Genomic DNA, 21,169 nt, shown 5'->3' on the forward strand with positions numbered 1-21,169 from the left:
CCGAGCTTTCCATGCCTGACCTGCTTGACCGCTACCCGTTGACCGCGGGCACCTATCACGAACTGCTCGACAACAGCGGCGCCGTGCGTCCGCACTGGCGGCGGCTGTTCGATCAATTGCAACGCAGCACGCCAGCGCAACTGGTGCAGCGTCAGGCGCTGCTGACCCGGCAGATCCAGGAAAACGGCGTGACCTACAACGTCTACGCCGACCCCAAGGGCGCTGATCGGCCATGGGAGCTGGATTTGTTGCCTCATGTGATTGCAGCCGATGAGTGGCAGCAGTTATCGGCCGGGATCGCTCAACGGGCGCGGTTACTCAATGCTGTGTTGGCGGATCTGTACGGTCCTCAACGCTTGATCGCCGAAGGCCTGTTGCCAGCTGAACTGGTGTTCGGTCACAACAACTTCCTCTGGCCTTGCCAGGGCATAGCCCCGCCCGACGGGGCCTTTCTGCATCTGTATGCCGTAGATCTGGCGCGTACGTCTGACGGTCGCTGGTGGGTGACCGCGGACCGGACTCAAGCGCCATCCGGTGCCGGTTACGCCCTGGAAAACCGCACCATCGTGTCTCGGGCCTTCCCCGAGCTGTACCGCGATTTGAAGGTGCGGCACCTGGCCGGGTTCTTCCGCACACTTCAGGAAACCCTCGCCCGGCAGGCGCCGAGCGATGACGAGGCAGCACTGGTGGTCCTGCTGACACCGGGGCGTTTCAACGAAAGCTATTTCGAGCACTTGTACCTGGCTCGTCAGCTCGGTTATCCGCTGGTGGAAGGCGGCGATCTGACCGTCCGCGATGCCACGGTCTATCTGAAAACCTTGAGCGGGTTGCGCCGGGTTCACGCAATCATGCGCCGGCTCGACGATGATTTCTGCGACCCGCTGGAGCTGCGCACCGACTCGGCCCTTGGCGTGCCAGGGCTGCTCGAAGCGGTGCGTCAGGGCCGGGTGCTGGTGGCCAACGCCCTCGGCAGCGGTGTGCTGGAGTCGCCGGGTTTGCTGGGCTTTCTGCCGAAAATCAATCAATTCCTGTTCGGCGAAGAGTTGATCCTGCCGTCCATCGCAACTTGGTGGTGCGGCGAAGCGCCGGTGCTGGCCCAGGCCCTGGAAAAACTGCCGGAACTGTTGATCAAGCCGGCGTTTCCGTCGCAGAGTTTTGCACCGGTGTTTGGGCGTGATTTGAGTGAAAAACAGCGCCAGGCTCTGGCCGAGCGCATGCAGGCACGGCCTTATGCCTATGTTGCGCAAGAATTGGCGCAACTGTCCCAGGCGCCGATCTGGCAGGCCGAAGGCGGACAGTTGCAACCTCGGGCCATCGGCATGCGCGTGTATGCGGTGGCCAGTCGGGACGGTTATCGAGTGCTGTCTGGTGGCCTGACCCGGGTTGCCGCCGAGGCCGATGCCGAAGCGGTGTCGATGCAACGCGGCGGTGCGAGCAAGGACACCTGGGTGTTGGGCGACCGCCCGCCCAGCGGCGAACAATGGAAAGCCCAGCGCAACATTGGTGTTCACGATCTGGTACGTCGAGATCCGTATCTGCCATCGCGGGTGGTCGAGAACCTGTTCTGGTTTGGCCGTTATTGCGAGCGCTGCGATGACAGCGCGCGGCTGCTGCGGGTCATGCTCGCGCGCTATGTCGATGGCGATGACCCGCAAGCCCTGGAGGCGGCGGTCGATCTCGGTGAACGCCTGAATCTGTTGCCGGAGGAGGGTGAGTTGCCGGAACGATTGCTGGCGGCGCTGCTCGGCGATGATTGGCCGTTCAGCCTGCGCTCCAATCTGCAGCGTTTGCAGTGGGCGGCGTCGCAAGTACGCGGCAAGCTCTCGCGAGAGAACTGGCAAGCGCTGGTGGAGTTGCAGCGCGAGGCTATGGGGCTGGAAACCGAAGAGCCGGATTTCGGCGAGTTGCTGGACTTCCTCAACCGGTTGGTGATGTCGCTGGCGGCGCTGTCCGGCTTTGCCCTCGACGACATGACCCGGGATGAGGGCTGGCGTTTCCTGATGATCGGTCGGCGAATCGAACGGCTGCAATTTCTCAGCGGCAGTCTGGCGGCGTTTTTGCGCGGCGCAGGGGCTTTCGATCAGGCCGGGCTGGAGTGGCTGCTGGAACTGGGTAACAGCAGCATCACCTACCGATCGCGGTACCTGGCGGTGGCGCAATTGATCCCGGTGCTCGACCTGCTGCTGCTCGACGAGCAGAACCCGCACGCGGTGCTGTTCCAGTTGAAACTGGTGACCCGTACGTTGAAGCGCTTGAATGACGACTTCGGTGCGCCGCGCGAAACAGGTCTGCTGCAGTTGGTGGAGCGGCTGGCGCACTTCGATCTGGGCTGTCTGGAGAACTCGCTGTTCGGCGAAGCCAGTGTTCACGCCGCCGTAGAGGGGCTGGCGGATCTGCTGCAAGAGATCGCTGATGCCAGCGGACAGGTGTCGGATCGCCTGGCCTTGCGCCATTTCGCCCATGTCGATGATGTCAGCCAGCGCACGGTGTCCGTCTGATGAGTGCCCATTACCAGATTTTCCACGACACCCATTATCACTACGACAGCCCGGTGTCCCTGGCCCAGCAACTGGCGCACCTGTGGCCGCGCGCCTGTGCCTGGCAGCGCTGCACCGAACAGCAGTTGCAGATCAGTCCCCAGCCGACTTCACGCCGGGATGAGCTGGATGTGTTCGGCAATCCGCTGACCCGGTTGGCGTTCGAGCGCCCCCACGATGAATTGCTGGTCAACGCTCGGCTCACCGTCGAAGTGCTGGAACGTCCGTCGCTGGACTTCAATCAATCGCCGGCCTGGGAAGCGACCTGCAACGCGCTGACCTACAGCGGTCAGCCACTCTCGCCTGCGTTGCTGGAAGCCTGCCGTTACCGCTTCGAATCGCCCTACGTGCATTTGAAACGCAGTTTCGTCGAGTTCTCCGAAAGTTGCTTTCCTGCTGGCCGGCCATTGCTGCTGGGTGTTCAAGCGTTGATGGAGAAGATCTTCAGCGAGTTCACCTTCGACGCCGAGGCGACCCAAGTGGCGACGCCGTTGGTGGAAGTGCTGGAGAGGCGTCGTGGGGTTTGCCAGGACTTCGCGCATTTGATGCTCGCTTGCCTGCGCTCCCGTGGGTTGGCGGCGCGGTACATCAGTGGCTATCTGCTGACACAGCCCCCACCGGGCCAGCCAAGGCTGATCGGCGCCGATGCATCGCATGCATGGGTATCGGTGTTTTGCCCGGTGTTGGGTTGGGTGGATTTTGACCCGACCAACAATGTGCAACCGGCGCTGGAGCACATCACCCTGGCCTGGGGCCGGGACTTTTCCGATGTGTCGCCGTTGCGCGGGGTGATTCTGGGCGGTGGCAGCCATGATCCCGAAGTTCGGGTGACAGTGATGCCATTGGAATAGCGCAGACCCCATGCGGGAATGTGTTTTTTGGAGGAGGGTTTCAAATTGGCCTGTGAGGGCCAGCAACATCGTTGCTGACCCTGGACACAGATCCGGTGGGCCTGATCAGATCATCGGGCCCTGAGGGTCTCAGGCGTCGGGCGCCTGATCTTTCGGTGCTTCAACATCATCTTCTGCCGCCACTTCACCTTCTGCATCCGGGTTCAGTGCTGCTGCTTCTTCTTCAGCTGTAGCTTTCTTGCGCTGAAGCTTTTCCTCTTTCTTCTGCTCCTTGGCCAAGTCTCTCTGACGTTTGGCGAAGGAATAATTAGGTTTAGCCATGGGCGATCCTCTGGGGTCGAAGGTGAGGTTGAGCGGCGCATATTCTGCCCTGTATCGGCACCGAGCCGTTAGCTGGGTTTTTGCTCGGTCCATTTTGGCGGTACCGAGGGTTGCCAGGCGTCCAGTGCATCGAGCAGGGTTTGCGGTGATTCGCTCATTTGCAGCATGTCACGGTGCTGCCCGCGAACGAAGCCTTCGCCGACGATATGATCGAGAAAAGACGTCAACTTGCTGTAGAAACCGTTCACTTCCAGCAAACCCAGCGGTTTGCCGTGATAACCGAGCTGGCCCCAGGTCCAGACTTCGAACAGCTCTTCCAGCGTGCCCAGACCGCCGGGCAGGGCAATGAAGGCATCGCTGAGCTCGGCCATTCGCGCCTTGCGCGCATGCATGCCGTCGACCACTTCCAGGCGGGTCAGGCCGCTGTGGCCGATTTCCTTGTCCTTGAGGCTCTGCGGAATGATCCCGATCACTTCGCCACCGGCCGCCAGTGCGGCATCAGCCACAATTCCCATCAGCCCGACAGCGCCGCCGCCATAAACCAGGGTCAGCTTGCGCTCGGCCAATGCTCGCCCCAGGGCGATAGCCGCTTCACGATAAGCCGGATTGGTGCCGGTGCTGGCACCGCAAAATACACAAACGGACGTTAAAGACATGCCTTGCTCCATGGTCAATCAGGACCACAGAGTAAAGGCAGGCTCGCATCGTTCCAAGGGTTAAACCGCGCGTTCAGGTGTTTCGTAAGTGCCACTGGCGCCACAGGCGTAGGCGGCCAACAAACTGCTCAACAAGCTGCTGAAAGACATGACAGGCGCTCCAGGTGAGTAATGATGACCCTGATGATAGGGCCGTCCCAGACGTCTGGCTGGTAGATTGTTTCGATGGGTGTCATAGCCCGAAAGTTGTATACAATTTTTGATTCAGGTCATAGGAACTTGCGAAGATTTCAGGCAGTCTTCTGTCCATTCGCACTTTTGTTAACCCTGCCTTGGAGATTCACCATGTTTGCCAAACTTGTTGCGGTATCCCTGCTGACACTGGCCAGCAGCCAATTGATGGCTGCCGAGTGCAAAACGACCATCGACTCCACCGATCAGATGTCCTTCAACACCAAGGCCATTGAAATCGACAAAAGCTGCAAGACCTTCACCGTTGAACTGACCCACTCCGGCAGCCTGCCGAAAAACGTCATGGGCCATAACCTGGTGATCAGCAAAGAGGCTGACATGCAGCCGATCGCCACCGACGGCCTGTCGGCTGGCATCGACAAAAATTACCTGAAAGAAGGTGATGCCCGCGTCATCGCTCACACCAAAGTCATCGGCGCTGGTGAAAAGGATTCTGTGACATTCGATGTGTCGAAGCTCAATGCAGCCGAAAAATACGGCTTCTTCTGCTCGTTCCCGGGCCACATCTCGATGATGAAAGGCACGGTTACACTGAAGTAATCGATTCAAGCGCATAAAAAAAGCGTCCACTTGGGACGCTTTTTTTTGTGCTCATTTCTACAGGGGGGCAGAATCAAGGCGCGAACGGCATCACACGCTTGTGATGTGTTTTCTTGTACGTATCACAAATGATCTTGAACGCTTCCTCGCGCACCGGTTCGCCGTGCAGGAAGGCGTCGATCTCGGCGTAGGTCACGCCGTGGGACGCTTCGTCCGGTTTGCCCGGCGACAGGTCTTCGAGGTCGGCGGTCGGGATTTTCTCCACCAGCGACTCTGGCGCGCCGAAGCTGCGGGCAATCGCCCGGACCTGGTTTTTCACCAGGCCGCTCAGCGGTGCGAGGTCGCAGGCGCCGTCACCGAACTTGGTGAAGAAACCCATCACGGCTTCTGCCGCGTGGTCGGTGCCGATCACCAGGCCATGAGCCGCACCGGCGATGGTGTATTGCGCGACCATGCGCATCCGCGCCTTGGTATTGCCCAATACGAAATCCACCCAGACGGCTTCTTTGCCTTCGAAGGCTGCCACTTCGCCGGCCAGGGATTTGACTGCCGGGCCGATGTTCACCGTGTGGCGTTCGTCCGGTGCGATGAAGTCCACCGAGGCCTGGGCATCGTGTTCATCGAACTGCGTCTGGTACGGCAGGCGCACGGCGATGAACTTGTAGCTGTTATCACCGGTACGCTCACGCAGTTCACGGATGGCGCGTTGGGCCAATAGGCCGGCGGTCAGGGAATCGACGCCGCCGCTGATACCGAGCACCAGGGCCTTGAGCCCGGAATTGACCAGGCAATCCTGAATGAAGGTGATTCGCCGGGCGACTTCAGCCTCAAGGGCGAGTTGATCCACGAACGGCGGTTGGACCTTGAGCTGTTCAGCAATCTCACGCTGTACGGCTTGCATGAATTCACTCCTTGCTTGATGTACTGGAAAGGGTGGCAGGTACTTGGAAAACGTGTCGCAAATAGGCGACGAAATTCGGGTCTTTGCAGTGAGTCTTGCCAGGCTCATCAGAAATCTTGGCCACCGGTTGGCCGTTGCATGCAGTCATTTTAAGCACGATGCTCATCGGTTCGACACCCGGAATATCGCAGGTCAGGTTAGTGCCGATGCCGAAACTGACATTGATCCGACCACGTAACGCCCGAAAAATCTCCAGAGATTTGGGCAACGTCAGGCTGTCGGAAAACACCAGGGTCTTGCTCATCGGGTCGATGCCCAGCTTGTGATAGTGGGCGATGGCCTTTTCCGCCCAGAGCACCGGGTCACCGGAGTCGTGACGCAAGCCGTCGAAGAGCTTGGCAAAGAACAGGTCGAAATCGCCGAGAAACGCATCGGAAGTGATGCAGTCGGTCAGGGCGATCCCCAACAGGCCACGGTACTCGCGGACCCAGCAGTCGAGGGCGGCGATCTGGCTGTCGATCAGCCGTGGGCCGAGTTGCTGGTGGGCCATGATCCATTCGTGGGCCATGGTGCCCAGCGGCTTCATATCCAGCTCGCGGGACAGGTGCACGTTGCTGGTGCCGACGAAACGACCGGGGAAGTCGTGCTTGAGCACGTTCACCACTTCTTCCTGCACACGGTACGAGAAGCGCCGGCGAGTGCCGAAATCGGCTACCTGCAACTCGGACAATTCATCGCTGCTGGCGTTGGCGGTCAGCCAGTCGAACTTGCGATAGAGCTGCTCACGGGCCTGTTCCAGGACGATTTCCCGGTAGCGATAGCGGTTGCGCACTTCGCTGACCATGGCCAGCAACGGCACTTCGAACAGAATCACGTGCAGCCACGGCCCGCGCAGGCGGATGAACAACTCGCCGTTTTCAATGCCGGTGTGGATATAGCGCAGATTGAAACGGAACAGACCGAGAAAGCGCAGGAAATCCGGTTTCAGGAAACTGATGCGCTCCAGGAAGCTCAACTGATCGGCACTCAGGCTCAACTCGGCCAGGCGCTCGATCTGGAAACGGATCTCCGCCAGGTACGGGCGCAGATCCTCGCTGTTACGGCAACGAAACTCCCATTCGACTTCCACGTTAGGGTAGTTGTGCAGCACCGCCTGCATCATCGTCAGTTTGTAGAAGTCGGTGTCGAGCAGGTTCTGCACGATGCGATCGGCAAACACACTCTCGCTCATAACGGGTCTCCAGGCGGGTCGCAGCCCGTGGCAGCGACGTTGCAACTGTTTCAATGAATGGGGCTAGTGGCGCATATCAGCGGTGAGGATTGCCAGCAATTTTTTAGACGCTAGAGATCTCTGTGGCGAGGGGGCTTGCCCCCGTTCGGCTGCGCAGCAGTCGTAAATTCCGCATGCATGATCTGTCTGAGGGACCGCGATTGCAGGTTTTGGGGTCGCTACGCGACCCAACGGGGGCAAGCCCCCTCGCCACAGAGTTTTGCATGATATTTCAACTTTGCGGTGTATTCGGATTGTCCATCTGCTCCAGCATCCACTTCACAAAATCCCGCACCTTGGGCACTTCCGCCGAATGCTCCGGATACGCCAGGTAATAGGCGTCAGTGCTCGGCATTGCATGCTGCCAGGGAATGACCAGTTTGCCGTCGGCCAATTCCTCTTCCACCAGAAACTTCGGTAGCAGCGCCACACCACAGCCAACCTGGGCGGCGCGGATGCACATATAGAACGTTTCGAAACGCGGGCCGTGGTAGCTGTGTTCAGTGTGGTAGCCCTGGCTGTCGAACCAGTCGTGCCAGGCCTGGGGCCGGGAGGCGTTTTGCAGCAGGACCAGGTCGGTGAGCTGCGTCGGATCGGTGAATGGCGTGTCCGGCAGACTGCCTGGGGCACACACAGGAACAAGCTCTTCGCCGAACAGCTTCAGGCATTCGGTGCCGGGCCGTGAGCCCTGGCCGAAGTAGAACGCCAGGTCGCTGCGACCTTGCAGCAGATCGTCTGCTTCCTGTTCGCTGCACAGGTCCAGATGGATTGACGGATGACGCAGGCGCCAGCCTTTCAAGCGTGGCACCAGCCAGCGCGCGCCGAAGGTCGGAGGCGTGGAGACGCGCAAGACTTCGGTGTCTCCGCCGTAGGAACGCAGGTAATGGGTCGACATTTCGACTTGGGTGAGGATTTTTCGCACCTCCACCAAATACAAATCGCCAGCGGGGGTCATTTGCAGGCGTCGGCGCACCCGGCGGAACAACAGGTGCTGCAACAACTCTTCGAGTTGCGCGACCTGTTTGCTCACGGCGCTCTGGGTCAGGTTCAGCTCTTCGGCGGCGCGGGTGAAGCTCAAATGCCGGGTCACGGCCTCGAAACACTGCAGCGCAGTGATCGACGGCAAGTAGCGTTTATTCAGCATCGGTTCTCCTTGTTCTTGTCTCTCTACGTGGCACGCGTGTTACCGGCAGATTCGCAGCATGAATAAACGGAATGATATCTCGCTTAATCGTCGTTTGTTGGAGAACCTCGGGAGCGCTAAAACTACAGGTCAGATCAGTCGAATTAATCCGGCTGCACGATTTCTGTTTCTGCTCGAGGAGTGACCCATGGTTGCCGCATTGCTTGATCGTCTTGGTGTGAACCCGGCCCTGTACCAGAACGGCAAAGTGCCGGTGCATTCGCCCATCGACGGTAGTCGGATTGCCGCCGTGAACTGGGAAGGCGCCGCTGAAGTCGAGCAGCACATCAGTCGCGCAGATCATGCGTTCGAATTGTGGCGCAAGGTGCCGGCGCCGCGCCGTGGCGAACTGGTTCGTCAATTGGGCGACATCCTGCGCGAGTACAAGGCCGATCTCGGTGAGCTGGTTTCCTGGGAAGCCGGCAAGATCACTCAGGAAGGCCTGGGTGAAGTTCAGGAAATGATCGACATCTGCGACTTCGCGGTCGGTCTGTCCCGTCAGTTGTACGGTTTGACCATCGCCTCCGAGCGCCCTGGCCACCACATGCGCGAAACCTGGCACCCGCTGGGCATCGTCGGCGTGATCAGCGCGTTTAACTTCCCGGTCGCCGTCTGGGCCTGGAACGCGACGCTGGCGCTGGTGTGCGGCAACCCGGTGATCTGGAAACCGTCGGAGAAAACCCCGCTCACCGCGCTGGCCTGCCAAGCGCTGTTCGACCGCGTCCTGAAGAACTTCAGCGACGCCCCACCGCACCTGAGCCAGGTGATCATCGGTGGTCGCGATGCCGGTGAAGCCTTGGTCGATGACCCGCGTGTCGCGCTGGTCAGCGCCACCGGCAGCACCCGCATGGGCCGCGAAGTGGCACCGAAAATCGCCGCACGCTTCGCCCGCAGCATTCTGGAACTGGGCGGTAACAACGCGATGATCCTTGGCCCAAGCGCCGATCTGGACATGGCTGTGCGGGCGATTCTGTTCAGCGCCGTCGGCACTGCCGGTCAGCGTTGCACCACCTTGCGTCGCCTGATCGCTCACGAATCGGTCAAAGAAGAAATCGTTACCCGCCTGAAAGCCGCTTACTCCAAGGTGCGCATCGGCCATCCACTGGAAGGCAACCTGGTCGGGCCGCTGATCGACAAACACAGCTTCGACAACATGCAGGACGCGCTGGAGCAAGCCTTGAGCGAAGGCGGCCGGGTGTTTGGCGGCCAGCGTCAGCTGGAAGACAAATTCCCCAACGCTTACTACGTTTCGCCAGCCATCGTCGAAATGCCGGAACAGAGCGATGTGGTGCGCGACGAAACCTTCGCGCCGATTCTGTACGTGATCGGTTACACCGATTTCGAAGAGGCATTGCGCCTGAACAACGCCGTGCCACAAGGCCTGTCGTCGTGCATCTTCACCACCGACGTGCGTGAAGCCGAGCGGTTCATGTCGGCGGTGGGCAGCGATTGCGGCATCGCCAACGTCAACATCGGCCCGAGCGGCGCGGAAATCGGCGGCGCGTTCGGCGGCGAGAAGGAAACGGGCGGCGGTCGTGAGTCGGGCTCCGATGCATGGCGCGGGTACATGCGCCGCCAGACCAACACCGTGAACTATTCGCTGGAGTTGCCGTTGGCTCAGGGGATTACGTTCGATTAAGCAGCAGGCTGCAAGCTGTTGATCGATCGTTCCCGCGCTCTCGTGGGAACGATCGATGGTGTGTTGGTTAGGTTTCATTTTCGGAGTCTGGCAATGCCGTTACGCGAAGAGTGTCTGTGGGAAAAACTGACGCCGCAAAGGCCCGACAATGCGGCGCTCAAGGGTGAGGTGACGGTGGATGTCTGCGTCATCGGTGCCGGTTTCACCGGGCTGTCGGCGGCGGTGCATCTGCTGGAGCAAGGCAAAAGTGTCTGTGTGCTGGAAGCGCATCGTGCTGGCCATGGCGGTTCGGGGCGTAACGTCGGGCTGGTCAACGCGGGGATGTGGATTCCTCCGGACGAAATCGAAGCCGGTTTTGGCAAGGCGGTCGGCAGTCAGCTCAACCGTATGCTCGGAGCGGCGCCGTCGCTGGTGTTCAGCCTGGTCGACAAATACAACATCGATTGCCAGTTGCGCCGCGAAGGCACGCTGCACATGGCGCACAACGCGCGTGGCGAGGCGGACCTGCGCAGTCGCGAAGAACAATGGAAACGTCGTGGGGCACCGGTGGAATTGTTGACCGGAGCTGCCTGCGAGCAAGCCACGGGCACCAGGAAGATCGCCGCCGCGCTGCTCGACCGGCGTGCCGGCACGATCAACCCGATGGCCTACACCACAGGGCTGGCCAATGCGGCCATCGGCCTTGGGGGGCAGTTGTTCGATCATTCCCCGGTGACCCGACTCGAACGTCAGGGCCAGCGCTGGTCAGTGCAGACCGCCCAGGGTTCGGTGCTGGCCGAACAGGTGGTGATCGCCTCCAATGCCTATACCGAAGGCGACTGGACGGAGCTGCGTCGCAACTTCTTCCCCGGTTATTACTATCAAGTGGCCTCGGTGCCGCTGACCGAAGATGCCGCGCAGCAGATTCTGCCCGGTGGCCAAGGTTCGTGGGATACCCGACAAGTGCTCAGCAGCATCCGTCGCGATGCCGAAGGGCGGTTATTGCTCGGCAGTCTCGGCAATGGCAACCAGAAACCGACCTGGTTCCTCAAAGCCTGGGCCGACCGGGTTCAGCAACATTATTTCCCCTACCTGAAACCGGTGGAATGGGAATGCACCTGGACCGGTTGCATCGCCTTCACCCCCGATCATTTGATGCGCCTGTTCGAGCCAGCACCGGGTCTGGTGGCCGTTACCGGTTACAACGGTCGAGGGGTAACCACCGGTACAGTGGTCGGCAAAGCCTTTGCCGATTATCTGTGTAACGGAAATCCTCAGGCCTTGCCGATTCCCTTTGCACCCATGCAGCCATTGGCGGGTGTGGGGCTGCGAAGCTGCCTGTATGAGGCTGGTTTTTCGCTGTATCACGCGGGCCAGTGCCTGCGGATCGTGATCTGATTGTTGAAATATGTTGCCGGAAGCGGCGCTTTTTGGCGAAGCGGCTAGCCTGTAATGGTGCGGGTTGTAGCAGTTGCGCACCAGCAGTGTGCAGTTCGGTGACGCAGGCTGTTACAGGCAGGTTGCACATCGTTTGGTGCCATGGTTGCAATGATGGCGCATGCGGGTTGCGCCTCAAAAAATATAAGGTTTCACCTCCCGCGGTTTAGACGGTTGCACACCCAATGAAAATGGGATCGAAACAGTCGAAATAACAAGAAAGCAGCGACTTTTTTCAGAATAAAAAACCGATGGCACGGCCCTTGCTCTGAGCATTCAGTGAAGTCGCAGTGCCAACTAAAAAAAACCTTGGAGCACCACCTCATGTCCCAGACGTTTTACAAGAAAGGCTTTCTGGCCCTCGCAGTGGCAGCTGCGTTGGGTGTTTCTGCGTTTGCACAGGCTGATGTGAAAATCGGTGTGGCCGGCCCTATGACAGGCGCCAACGCGGCATTTGGCGAGCAGTACATGAAGGGTGCACAGGCAGCCGCTGATGCGGTCAACGCCGCCGGCGGTGTCAACGGGGAAAAAATCGTACTGGTCAAAGGCGATGATGCCTGCGAGCCGAAGCAGGCTGTGACGGTCGCCAAAGACCTGACTGAAAAGAAAGTCGTTGGTGTGGTAGGTCACTTCTGCTCCTCGTCGACCATCCCTGCCTCCGAGATCTACGATGAAGCCGGCATCATCACGATCACCCCAGGTTCCACCAACCCCAAGGTGACCGAGCGCGGCCTGAGTGCCATGTTCCGCATGTGCGGGCGTGACGACCAGCAAGGTATCGTGGCTGGCGACTATATCGTCGACGTGCTCAAGGGCAAGAAAGTCGCCGTGCTGCACGACAAGGACACCTATGGCCAAGGCTTGGCAGATGCCACCAAGGCTCAACTGATCAAGCGCGGCGTAACGCCAGTGCTGTATGAAGGCCTGACTCGCGGCGAGAAAGACTTCAGCGCCGTCGTCACCAAGATCCGTGCGGCCGGTGCCGACGTGGTCTACTTCGGCGGCTTGCACCCGGAAGCCGGTCCACTGGTTCGGCAACTGCGTGAACAGGGCCTCAAAGACGTCAAGTTCATGTCCGATGACGGCATCGTGACTGACGAACTGGTGACCACCGCCGGTGGCCCACAGAACGTTGATGGCGTACTGATGACCTTCGGCGCCGACCCACGTCTGCTGCCAGACAGCAAGACCGTGGTAGACGCCTTCCGCAAGGCCGGCACCGAACCTGAAGGCTACACCTTGTACGCTTACGCTTCGGTCCAGACCCTGGCCGCAGCGTTCAATGGCGCCAAATCCAACAAGGGCGAAGACGCTGCCAAATGGCTGAAAGCCAACCCGGTCAAGACCGTCATGGGCGAGAAGACCTGGGACAGCAAGGGCGACCTGAAAGTCTCCGACTACGTGGTTTACAAGTGGGACAAGGACGGCAAATACCACCAGCTGGAAAAACAGAAGTGATATGAGCGGTTGATCTGCCCGGCGCCTTGCGCGCCGGGCAGTCCTGAAACATGTCCGTGCAGTACCTGTCTTTTCTCGTAGAGCTGCACACAACCGAGTTGCGCCGGCGGCTGAACCCCGGTCCGTCGCCCCCGGCTTCTGTGCAGTCTCTCAAGTGCGTGAGATTGCGTTATGGATGGTATTTTCCTGCAGCAACTGGTCAACGGCCTGACCCTCGGGTCGGTCTATGGCCTGATCGCCATCGGCTACACAATGGTCTATGGCATCATCGGCATGATCAACTTCGCCCATGGCGAGGTTTACATGATCTCTGCGTACCTCGCGGCGATCAGTCTGGCTCTGCTGGCTTACTTCGGTATTGAATCCTTCCCGCTGCTGATGCTCGGCACCCTGGTTTTCACCATCATCGTCACCGCGGTGTATGGCTGGGTCATTGAGCGTGTCGCTTACAAACCGCTGCGCAACTCCACCCGACTGGCACCGCTGATCAGCGCCATCGGTATTTCCCTGATCCTGCAAAATTATGCACAGATCAGTCAGGGTGCCCGTCAACAAGGTGTACCAACACTGCTGACCGGTGCATGGCGAGTTGAAGTCGGGAGCGGCTTCGTTCAACTCACTTACACCAAAATCTTCATTCTGGTTGCCGCATTCGTCGGCATGGGCTTGCTGACCTATGTCATCAAGTACACCAAACTCGGCCGCATGTGCCGCGCCACCCAGCAAGACCGCAAGATGGCTTCGATCCTGGGGATCAATACCGATCGGGTGATTTCCTACGTGTTCATCATCGGTGCGGCGATGGCGGCCCTGGCCGGTGTGCTGATCACCATGAACTACGGCACGTTCGACTTCTATGCAGGCTTTGTCATCGGGATCAAGGCGTTCACCGCGGCAGTGCTCGGCGGGATCGGCTCACTGCCCGGCGCCATGCTGGGGGGGATCATTCTCGGGATCTCCGAGTCGCTGTTCTCGGGGCTGGTCAACTCGGATTACAAAGACGTTTTCAGCTTCTCGCTGCTCGTTCTTGTTCTGGTCTTTCGGCCTCAAGGCCTGCTTGGCCGTCCTCTTGTGTCGAAGGTGTAAGCGATGTCTTCAACCACTAAAACCATTGATGTCAAAAAAAGCCTGGTTGACGCGATTCTTGCCGGCCTCATCGCCCTGATTGTGTTCGGCCCGATTGTTGGTGTGGTCCTCGACGGCTACGGCTTCAACCTGCAGCCGACGCGCGTGGCATGGATAGTCGCCATCGTTATGGCTGGCCGCTTTGCCCTGAGCCTATTCTTGCAAACCCCCAAAGGCCTGAGAATTCTCGAAGGCTTCGAGAGCACCGGTTCCGGTGTTCATGTTCTGGCGCCTGATTACAAATCCCGGTTGCGCTGGGTCGTCCCGCTGGTGATCGTTGTCGCCGTGGTATTCCCGTTCTTCTCCAACTCTTACCTGTTGGGCGTAGTCATCCTTGGGTTGATCTACGTGCTGCTGGGCCTGGGCCTGAACATCGTGGTCGGTCTGGCTGGCCTGCTCGACCTGGGTTATGTGGCGTTCTATGCCATCGGCGCTTACGGCCTGGCGCTCGGTTACCAATATCTGGGGCTGGGCTTCTGGACGGTGCTGCCTTTGGCGGCGATCACTGCCGGGCTGGCGGGGTGCATCCTGGGTTTCCCGGTGCTGCGTCTGCACGGCGACTATCTGGCAATCGTGACCCTGGGCTTTGGTGAAATCATCCGGTTGATCCTCAACAACTGGTTGTCCCTGACCGGTGGCCCGAATGGCATGGCGGCGCCGTTGCCAACTTTCTTCGGTCTCGAATTCGGAAAGCGGGCAAAGGACGGCGGGGTACCTTTTCATGAGTTCTTCGGCATCGCCTACAACCCGGACGTGAAGTACTACTTCATTTATGCGGTGTTGTTCCTGGTGGTGCTGGCCGTGCTGTACATCAAGCATCGCTTGACCCGCATGCCGGTCGGTCGCGCATGGGAAGCTTTGCGTGAAGACGAAATCGCCTGTCGCTCCATGGGTCTGAATCACGTACTGGTCAAACTGTCGGCGTTCACCATCGGCGCATCGACGGCGGGCCTGGCCGGCGTGTTCTTCGCGACCTATCAGGGCTTTGTGAACCCGACCTCGTTCACCTTCTTCGAATCGGCATTGATCCTCGCCATCGTGGTACTTGGCGGCATGGGTTCGACCATCGGCGTGGTGATGGCAGCATTCGTGTTGACCGTCGCCCCGGAACTGCTGCGCGGCTTCGCTGAATATCGCGTGCTGCTGTTCGGCATCCTGATGGTGTTGATGATGATTTGGCGACCGCGCGGCCTGATCCGGATCAGCCGTACCGGTGTGACCCCGCGTAAAGGAGTAGCGCCATGAGTGAAGTCGTACTCTCGGTCGAGAACCTGATGATGCACTTCGGTGGCATCAAGGCGTTGAGTGACGTCAGCCTGAAGGTCAAGCGCAACTCGATCTTCGCGTTGATCGGCCCCAACGGCGCGGGCAAGACCACTGTGTTCAACTGCTTGACCGGGTTCTATAAAGCGTCCGGCGGGCATATCGAGCTCAACACCCGTGGGGTGAAGACCAACGTCATCAAAATGCTCGGGGAGCCGTTCAAGGCAACCGATTTCGTTTCGCCGAAAAGCTTCATCAGCCGGCTCCACTACAAGATGTTCGGTGGCACGCACCTGATCAACCGTGCCGGTCTGGCGCGGACTTTCCAGAACATTCGCCTGTTCAAGGAGATGTCGGTACTGGAAAACCTGCTGGTAGCCCAGCACATGTGGGTCAACCGCGGCATGCTGGCCGGCATCCTCAACACCAAGGGTTATCGCAAGGCCGAAAGCGATGCGCTGGACCACGCCTTCTACTGGCTGGAAGTGGTGGACCTGGTGGACTGCGCCAACCGTCTGGCCGGTGAACTGTCCTATGGTCAGCAACGCCGTCTGGAGATCGCCCGGGCCATGTGTACCCGGCCGCAGATCATCTGCCTCGACGAACCGGCCGCCGGCCTCAACCCTCAGGAAACCGAAGCGCTGAGCGCGATGATCCGGCTGCTGCGTGACGAGCATGATCTGACCGTGGTGTTGATCGAACACGACATGGGCATGGTCATGAGCATTTCCGACCACATCGTGGTGCTGGACCACGGCGTTGTCATCGCCGAGGGCGGGCCTGATGCGATCCGACACGATCCGAAAGTGATTGCCGCCTATCTGGGCGCCGACGAAGAGGAACTGGTATGAGTCAACCGATCCTCGAACTGAAAGAGATCGACGTGTTCTACGGACCGATCCAGGCTCTGAAGAAAGTCTCGTTGCACATCAATGAAGGGGAGACCGTCAGCCTGATCGGCTCCAACGGTGCCGGCAAGTCGACCCTGCTGATGTCGATTTTTGGTCAGCCACGGGCGGCTGACGGGCAAATCGTCTATCAGGGTGTGGATATCACTCACAAGTCGTCCCACTACATCGCCTCCAACGGTATCGCTCAGTCGCCGGAAGGCCGCCGGGTGTTCCCCGACATGACCGTCGAGGAAAACCTGCTGATGGGCACCATCCCGATCGGTGACAAGTACGCCGCCGAGGACATGGAGCGCATGTTCGAGCTGTTTCCGCGGCTCAAGGAACGGCGTAACCAGCGGGCCATGACCATGTCTGGTGGCGAGCAGCAAATGCTCGCCATCGCCCGGGCGTTGATGAGCCGACCCAAGCTGTTGCTGCTCGATGAGCCGAGCCTGGGGCTGGCGCCGATTGTGGTGAAACAGATCTTCGCGACCCTGCGGGAACTGGCCAAGACGGGCATGACCATCTTTCTGGTGGAGCAGAACGCCAACCACGCCCTCAAGCTGTCGGACCGGGCGTACGTGATGGTCAACGGGCAGATCCGCCTCAGCGGCACCGGCAAGGAGCTGCTGGTGAACGAGGAGGTGCGTAACGCCTATCTTGGCGGGCACTAAACCGAAGAGCCTGGAAAACGCCCTGACGAACTCAGGGCGTTTTTTTATGCCCGCACAATCCCTACACGAGGCTGTGGTTTGAGGTAAAGGGAAATTGTGGAAAACAATATTCATGACCTCTCAAAGCGCGACATAAAGCCGCTGCAAATTGCTGTTTTGTCACGGTTTTGACTTGTCCCCGTTTGCTGTGGAGCTGGCTGTGAATAACGTGGGAGTAGCTGGCTGTAAGCCTTTGAATACGTGGCTTGCAGAGAGATGATTGTTTTTTGATCAGGTGCTTTTGGCGAGCCTGAAGTGGGCATTGTCAACCTTTTTGTTATGAGCGAACACGGTATGAGCCGAGGTGGACAAGCCTGTGGATAAGTCTGTGGTTAAACTCTGGAAAGACTCGGCTGAGGGCCGTGGTTGCTGGCTTGGCGCCATCGTCGCTATGACCACTCGGTCGTGCAAATTGCCCTGGACTACACAGCGGATGCCTCAGGGTCAAGAAAAAAACTTTCAAATCTACCCGCAAAGCCTTGTGGATAGCGGCTTGCAGCTTTTCCACTTGCCCCCGGAAACTGTGGACCGGCCTGTGGATAAGGTGCGCGTACATGGCTGCAAGCCGCGGGGCATGGGCTGTTGCCAGCATTGATCGTTTTTTGTACGGTTTTTGCCATGGTTGCCGCTGTGGGCAAGGCCGGGCATGCTGCCGGTTGATTTTCTATTCCAAGGGCTGACTGTCAGCCGAAGCAAGGAGAACACGATGTCCAACACCCTGTTTATTACCGGCGCGACCTCCGGTTTTGGTGAAGCCTGTGCCCGTCGTTTTGCCGAGGCCGGCTGGAAACTGGTGCTGACAGGTCGTCGTGAAGAGCGCCTCAATGCCCTGTGCGCCGAGTTGTCGAAGCAGACCGAGGTCCATGGCCTGGTGCTCGACGTACGGGATCGCAAGGCCATGGAGGAGGCGATTGCCAACCTGCCGCCGTCCTTCGCCAAGCTGCGCGGGCTGATCAACAACGCCGGCCTGGCCCTCGGTGTGGATCCGGCGCCCAAGTGCGATCTCGATGATTGGGACACCATGGTCGACACCAACATCAAAGGCCTGATGTACAGCACCCGCCTGTTGCTGCCGCGTTTGATCGCTCATGGCCGTGGCGCCAGTATCGTCAACCTCGGCTCCATCGCCGGCAACTACCCGTACCCGGGCAGCCACGTGTATGGCGCGAGCAAGGCGTTCGTCAAACAGTTCTCCCTGAACCTGCGCTGCGACCTGCAAGGTACGGGCGTGCGGGTCAGCAACATCGAGCCGGGCCTGTGCGAGAGCGAGTTCTCGCTGGTGCGTTTTGCCGGTGACCAGGAGCGTTACAACGCCACTTACGCCGGTGCCGACCCGATCCAGCCGCAAGACATCGCCGAGACCATTTTCTGGGTGCTCAACGCACCGGCCCACATCAACATCAACAGCCTCGAGCTGATGCCGGTGAGCCAGACCTGGAGTGGGTTTGCCATTGAGCGTAATGCCAAGGTGTAAGACCGAGTAACGGCTGTTCGCGGGCAAGCCTCGCTCCTACGGATTATGTGTTGTTCGCAGAGTCGCGATTCAACATAAAACCTGTAGGAGCGAGGCTTGCCCGCGAAAACAATTTTTCAGTCAGCGCAAATACTCGGCCAGCCCGCGATAGCAGGTTGCCAAGTGATAAGGCGTGGTCGAAGGCATGTCCTTGCGGCTCACTTCGCCCTGCTCATCGCGACACTCATACCAACCGCCCGCGTGCAGAAAGCGCTGTTGCAACGCCTGCAATTGGCGTTGCACCGATGCTTCGCTGCCCGGGCGCAAGGTCAGGGCGCGCAGGTATTCGGCTTGAGCCCAGATGCGTTGGGTTGCGTCGCGAGGGCGGTCGTCCAGTTCAAGCATTGCTCGCACGGCGCCGGTCTGCTGATCGACGCCCCGTTGCTCGGTGAACGCAAACGCGCGCTCCAGCGAGGCATGCAGTGTCGAGCCGCGCAGCAATGGCGAGGATTGCAGCAGGAAATACCATTCGAACTGATGGCCCGGCTCGAACCAGTTATCCACAGCTCCCAGCGGCTTCTCCATCAACACCGCATGTCGCGGGTCGATGAAACGCTTTTGCATGGCTGTGCATAACTCGATGAGCGCGTTCTGCACAGCCGCGTCTTCGCGCACCGACAGGGTGGCGAGGAAGGCTTCGGCCAAATGCATCAGCGGGTTCTGTAATGGACCGGAGTCGAGCGAGGACCAATCACGGTCCAGGCTGGCTTCGTACAGGCCGTCGCCCGTGGCGAAACGCTGCGCCACCACTTCCAGCGCGGCGTTGAGTACCGACTCCACCAGCGGTTCGCGAACCTTGTCCCAATAATGGGCGCAAGCGAACAGGATGAAGGCGTGGGTGTAGAGGTCTTTGCGCTGGTCCAGCGGCGTACCTTGCGGGTCGATGCTGTAGAACCAGCCGCCATGCTCGGCATCGTGGAAATGCCGTTGCAAGGAACGAAACAGCGCCGCCGCGCGCTCTTCAGCCTTGGGCACCTGGCCGATCAGGCTGGAGAACAAATACAGCTGCCGCGCGCAGGCCATGGCCCGGTAGCGCTGAGGGGGCAGCGGTTTATGCTCGGCATCCAGCGCCTCATAAGGCAACGCCATGTCGGCGTTCCAGCCGGGGCCCTGCCAGAGCGGCACGATCACGTCCTGGAAGTGCTGTTGCACCGAAGCGAACAGGGCGGTCAATTCAGGCTGGGAGGCGGAGCGGGAAACATGCGGCATTGGCTGGCGTCGTCACGGCAGGGTTAATTGCGCGACATGTTAGCAGGCCTTAGAGATGCGGTGTCTGTCAGGCCGCCTTCGCGGGCAAGCCTCGCTCCTACAGGTTTCGTGTCATGACACGAATTGCGGGGTCAAACACAATCCTGTAGGAGCGAGGCTTGCCCGCGAAGAGGTCAGTCCAGACGCTAGAGAATTAACCCGCTAATAACCAAGCTCCGGTCGCCGCCGACGCCGCCCCCGCCAGCCGAACCAACGGTGCCGCGGCCTGAGGCAAGACGCGAACCACCGCATAACCCGCGGCATGCAACGCCGCTGTCACTGCCACAAACCCTGCGGCATACGCCCAGGGACTGGACATGTCCGGCAATTCCAGACCATGCGCCACGCCATGAAACAGCGCGAACAACGCGGTCGCCGCCACCGCCAGGCTCAACGGCGGACGCACTGCCAACGCCACCGCCAGGCCCAGCGCCAATACCGATGCCGCAATCCCGCTTTCCAGCGCCGGCAGGTTCAGTCCTTCAAAACCCAGCAAGCCGCCGATCAACATGGTGCCCACGAATGTGCACGGCAGGGCCCAGCGCGCAGCGCCTTTCTGCTGCGCCGCCCACAACCCCACGGCAACCATCGCCAGCAAGTGATCGAGGCCGCCGATCGGGTGGCTGATGCCGGCGATCAAACCGTTGTCGCCATGGCCCGGGTGGGCGAAGGCAATGGCTGGGGTCAGCAGCAGGGCCATGGCGCCCAGAATGCGTTTCAATGTCATGGATAAGCTTCCTTGTTGATAAGTGTGATCAGGCCGCAGTCAGCAAGCCCTGGCGTTCGATGAAGGCGATGATTTCTTCAAGGCCCTGGCCGGTTTTCTGGTTGCTGAAGACAAACGGCTTGCCGTTGCGCATGCGTCGGGTGTCGCTGTCCATCATCTCCAGCGACGCGCCTACCAGCGGCGCCAGGTCGATCTTGTTGATCACCAGCAGGTCGGATTTGCAGATGCCGGGGCCACCCTTGCGCGGCAGCTTGTCGCCGGCGGAGACATCGATCACGTAGATAGTTAGGTCGGACAGCTCCGGGCTGAAGGTCGCCGAGAGGTTGTCGCCGCCAGACTCCACCAGAATCAGATCCAGCCCCGGAAAGCGCCGGTTCAGTTGATCCACGGCTTCGAGGTTGATCGAGGCGTCTTCGCGGATCGCCGTATGCGGGCAGCCGCCGGTTTCCACGCCGATGATACGCTCCGGCGCCAAGGCTTCGTTGCGCACCAGAAAGTCAGCGTCTTCGCGGGTATAGATATCGTTGGTCACGACGGCCAGGTTGTAGCGCTCGCGCAGGGCCAGGCACAGGGCCAGGGTCAAGGCGGTTTTGCCGGAGCCGACCGGGCCGCCGATGCCGACGCGCAGGGGTTGTGTGTTCATGTGATTCTCCAAACTAAAAGGCC

At 59.8% G+C, this 21,169-nt stretch carries 19 protein-coding genes; 11 read left to right on the forward strand and 8 right to left on the reverse strand.

What is annotated here, in order from left to right; translation table 11 throughout:
• Positions 1–11 precede the first annotated feature (11 nt).
• Entirely contained in the window at positions 12–2,498 is a 2,487-nt protein-coding gene (locus AC30D7_RS07605; protein ID WP_490133620.1) for a circularly permuted type 2 ATP-grasp protein, read from the forward strand.
• Positions 2,498–3,388, forward strand: a complete 891-nt coding sequence (locus tag AC30D7_RS07610; RefSeq protein WP_019582213.1) for a transglutaminase family protein — start codon at positions 2,498–2,500, stop codon at positions 3,386–3,388. Before AC30D7_RS07605 ends, AC30D7_RS07610 begins: the two co-directional genes overlap by 1 nt.
• A 129-nt stretch (positions 3,389–3,517) precedes the next feature.
• Here AC30D7_RS07610 and AC30D7_RS07615 read toward each other — a convergent pair whose 3' ends face one another.
• Entirely contained in the window at positions 3,518–3,709 is a 192-nt protein-coding gene (locus tag AC30D7_RS07615) for a hypothetical protein (RefSeq protein ID WP_018928487.1), read from the reverse strand.
• Between the two features lie 68 nt (positions 3,710–3,777).
• Positions 3,778–4,365 (reverse strand): cytokinin riboside 5'-monophosphate phosphoribohydrolase, encoded by a 588-nt coding sequence (locus AC30D7_RS07620; protein WP_019582214.1) that lies wholly within the window; start codon positions 4,363–4,365, stop codon positions 3,778–3,780.
• 345 nt (positions 4,366–4,710) lie between these two features.
• On the opposite strand from AC30D7_RS07620, the gene azu reads away from it, so the two are divergent.
• Entirely contained in the window at positions 4,711–5,157 is a 447-nt protein-coding gene (gene azu / locus AC30D7_RS07625; protein WP_019582215.1) for an azurin, read from the forward strand.
• 73 nt (positions 5,158–5,230) lie between these two features.
• Here the strand turns inward: azu and nadE are convergent, their stop codons facing one another.
• From nadE to AC30D7_RS07640, 3 genes are all read right to left on the reverse strand, one after another.
• On the reverse strand, positions 5,231–6,058 hold the full coding sequence (gene nadE / locus AC30D7_RS07630) for an NAD(+) synthase (RefSeq protein ID WP_019582216.1): 828 nt from the start codon (positions 6,056–6,058) through the stop codon (positions 5,231–5,233).
• A 4-nt stretch (positions 6,059–6,062) separates the two neighbouring features.
• Positions 6,063–7,289: a nicotinate phosphoribosyltransferase gene (pncB, locus tag AC30D7_RS07635; RefSeq protein WP_019582217.1), complete on the reverse strand. Its 1,227-nt coding sequence runs from the start codon at positions 7,287–7,289 to the stop codon at positions 6,063–6,065.
• A gap of 271 nt (positions 7,290–7,560) precedes the next feature.
• Positions 7,561–8,472, reverse strand: a complete 912-nt coding sequence (locus tag AC30D7_RS07640; protein WP_007939046.1) for a LysR family transcriptional regulator — start codon at positions 8,470–8,472, stop codon at positions 7,561–7,563.
• Positions 8,473–8,659: 187 nt separating this feature from the next.
• Between AC30D7_RS07640 and amaB the strand changes: the two genes are divergently transcribed.
• From amaB to AC30D7_RS07680, 8 genes are all read left to right on the forward strand, one after another.
• On the forward strand, positions 8,660–10,150 hold the full coding sequence (gene amaB, locus AC30D7_RS07645; protein WP_019650675.1) for an L-piperidine-6-carboxylate dehydrogenase: 1,491 nt from the start codon (positions 8,660–8,662) through the stop codon (positions 10,148–10,150).
• Positions 10,151–10,243: 93 nt separating this feature from the next.
• Positions 10,244–11,527: an L-pipecolate oxidase gene (gene amaA, locus AC30D7_RS07650; protein WP_018928480.1), complete on the forward strand. Its 1,284-nt coding sequence runs from the start codon at positions 10,244–10,246 to the stop codon at positions 11,525–11,527.
• Between the two features lie 363 nt (positions 11,528–11,890).
• Entirely contained in the window at positions 11,891–13,024 is a 1,134-nt protein-coding gene (locus AC30D7_RS07655) for a branched-chain amino acid ABC transporter substrate-binding protein (RefSeq protein ID WP_018928479.1), read from the forward strand.
• 171 nt (positions 13,025–13,195) lie between these two features.
• Complete coding sequence (locus AC30D7_RS07660; protein ID WP_007939055.1) at positions 13,196–14,110, forward strand: ABC transporter permease subunit; 915 nt, start codon at positions 13,196–13,198, stop codon at positions 14,108–14,110.
• Positions 14,111–14,113: 3 nt separating this feature from the next.
• Positions 14,114–15,394, forward strand: a complete 1,281-nt coding sequence (gene livM / locus AC30D7_RS07665; protein WP_018928478.1) for a high-affinity branched-chain amino acid ABC transporter permease LivM — start codon at positions 14,114–14,116, stop codon at positions 15,392–15,394.
• On the forward strand, positions 15,391–16,263 hold the full coding sequence (locus AC30D7_RS07670; RefSeq protein ID WP_018928477.1) for an ABC transporter ATP-binding protein: 873 nt from the start codon (positions 15,391–15,393) through the stop codon (positions 16,261–16,263). The genes livM and AC30D7_RS07670 overlap by 4 nt, the downstream gene beginning before the upstream one ends.
• Positions 16,260–16,976: an ABC transporter ATP-binding protein gene (locus AC30D7_RS07675; RefSeq protein WP_019582222.1), complete on the forward strand. Its 717-nt coding sequence runs from the start codon at positions 16,260–16,262 to the stop codon at positions 16,974–16,976. Before AC30D7_RS07670 ends, AC30D7_RS07675 begins: the two co-directional genes overlap by 4 nt.
• Positions 16,977–17,721: 745 nt before the next feature.
• Positions 17,722–18,489, forward strand: a complete 768-nt coding sequence (locus tag AC30D7_RS07680; RefSeq protein ID WP_490133621.1) for an SDR family oxidoreductase — start codon at positions 17,722–17,724, stop codon at positions 18,487–18,489.
• A gap of 120 nt (positions 18,490–18,609) precedes the next feature.
• Here AC30D7_RS07680 and AC30D7_RS07685 read toward each other — a convergent pair whose 3' ends face one another.
• The 3 genes from AC30D7_RS07685 to ureG form a co-directional block, all read right to left on the reverse strand.
• Positions 18,610–19,737: an AGE family epimerase/isomerase gene (locus AC30D7_RS07685; RefSeq protein ID WP_490133622.1), complete on the reverse strand. Its 1,128-nt coding sequence runs from the start codon at positions 19,735–19,737 to the stop codon at positions 18,610–18,612.
• A 193-nt stretch (positions 19,738–19,930) separates the two neighbouring features.
• On the reverse strand, positions 19,931–20,503 hold the full coding sequence (locus AC30D7_RS07690) for a HupE/UreJ family protein (protein ID WP_490133623.1): 573 nt from the start codon (positions 20,501–20,503) through the stop codon (positions 19,931–19,933).
• Between the two features lie 28 nt (positions 20,504–20,531).
• On the reverse strand, positions 20,532–21,146 hold the full coding sequence (gene ureG, locus AC30D7_RS07695) for an urease accessory protein UreG (RefSeq protein WP_490133624.1): 615 nt from the start codon (positions 21,144–21,146) through the stop codon (positions 20,532–20,534).
• Positions 21,147–21,169: the final 23 nt, after the last annotated feature.

This window comes from Pseudomonas sp. DF5 (assembly GCF_058148225.1).

Bases quoted from the DNA above. Each gene is read 5' to 3' on its own strand.
- AC30D7_RS07605 (WP_490133620.1), top strand. From the start codon at position 12: ATGCCTGACCTGCTTGACCGCTACCCGTTGACCGCGGGCACCTATCAC.
- AC30D7_RS07610 (WP_019582213.1), top strand. From the start codon at position 2,498: ATGAGTGCCCATTACCAGATTTTCCACGACACCCATTATCACTACGAC.
- AC30D7_RS07615 (WP_018928487.1), bottom strand. From the start codon at position 3,709: ATGGCTAAACCTAATTATTCCTTCGCCAAACGTCAGAGAGACTTGGCC.
- AC30D7_RS07620 (WP_019582214.1), bottom strand. From the start codon at position 4,365: ATGTCTTTAACGTCCGTTTGTGTATTTTGCGGTGCCAGCACCGGCACC.
- azu (WP_019582215.1), top strand. From the start codon at position 4,711: ATGTTTGCCAAACTTGTTGCGGTATCCCTGCTGACACTGGCCAGCAGC.
- nadE (WP_019582216.1), bottom strand. From the start codon at position 6,058: ATGCAAGCCGTACAGCGTGAGATTGCTGAACAGCTCAAGGTCCAACCG.
- pncB (WP_019582217.1), bottom strand. From the start codon at position 7,289: ATGAGCGAGAGTGTGTTTGCCGATCGCATCGTGCAGAACCTGCTCGAC.
- AC30D7_RS07640 (WP_007939046.1), bottom strand. From the start codon at position 8,472: ATGCTGAATAAACGCTACTTGCCGTCGATCACTGCGCTGCAGTGTTTC.
- amaB (WP_019650675.1), top strand. From the start codon at position 8,660: ATGGTTGCCGCATTGCTTGATCGTCTTGGTGTGAACCCGGCCCTGTAC.
- amaA (WP_018928480.1), top strand. From the start codon at position 10,244: ATGCCGTTACGCGAAGAGTGTCTGTGGGAAAAACTGACGCCGCAAAGG.
- AC30D7_RS07655 (WP_018928479.1), top strand. From the start codon at position 11,891: ATGTCCCAGACGTTTTACAAGAAAGGCTTTCTGGCCCTCGCAGTGGCA.
- AC30D7_RS07660 (WP_007939055.1), top strand. From the start codon at position 13,196: ATGGATGGTATTTTCCTGCAGCAACTGGTCAACGGCCTGACCCTCGGG.
- livM (WP_018928478.1), top strand. From the start codon at position 14,114: ATGTCTTCAACCACTAAAACCATTGATGTCAAAAAAAGCCTGGTTGAC.
- AC30D7_RS07670 (WP_018928477.1), top strand. From the start codon at position 15,391: ATGAGTGAAGTCGTACTCTCGGTCGAGAACCTGATGATGCACTTCGGT.
- AC30D7_RS07675 (WP_019582222.1), top strand. From the start codon at position 16,260: ATGAGTCAACCGATCCTCGAACTGAAAGAGATCGACGTGTTCTACGGA.
- AC30D7_RS07680 (WP_490133621.1), top strand. From the start codon at position 17,722: ATGTCCAACACCCTGTTTATTACCGGCGCGACCTCCGGTTTTGGTGAA.
- AC30D7_RS07685 (WP_490133622.1), bottom strand. From the start codon at position 19,737: ATGCCGCATGTTTCCCGCTCCGCCTCCCAGCCTGAATTGACCGCCCTG.
- AC30D7_RS07690 (WP_490133623.1), bottom strand. From the start codon at position 20,503: ATGACATTGAAACGCATTCTGGGCGCCATGGCCCTGCTGCTGACCCCA.
- ureG (WP_490133624.1), bottom strand. From the start codon at position 21,146: ATGAACACACAACCCCTGCGCGTCGGCATCGGCGGCCCGGTCGGCTCC.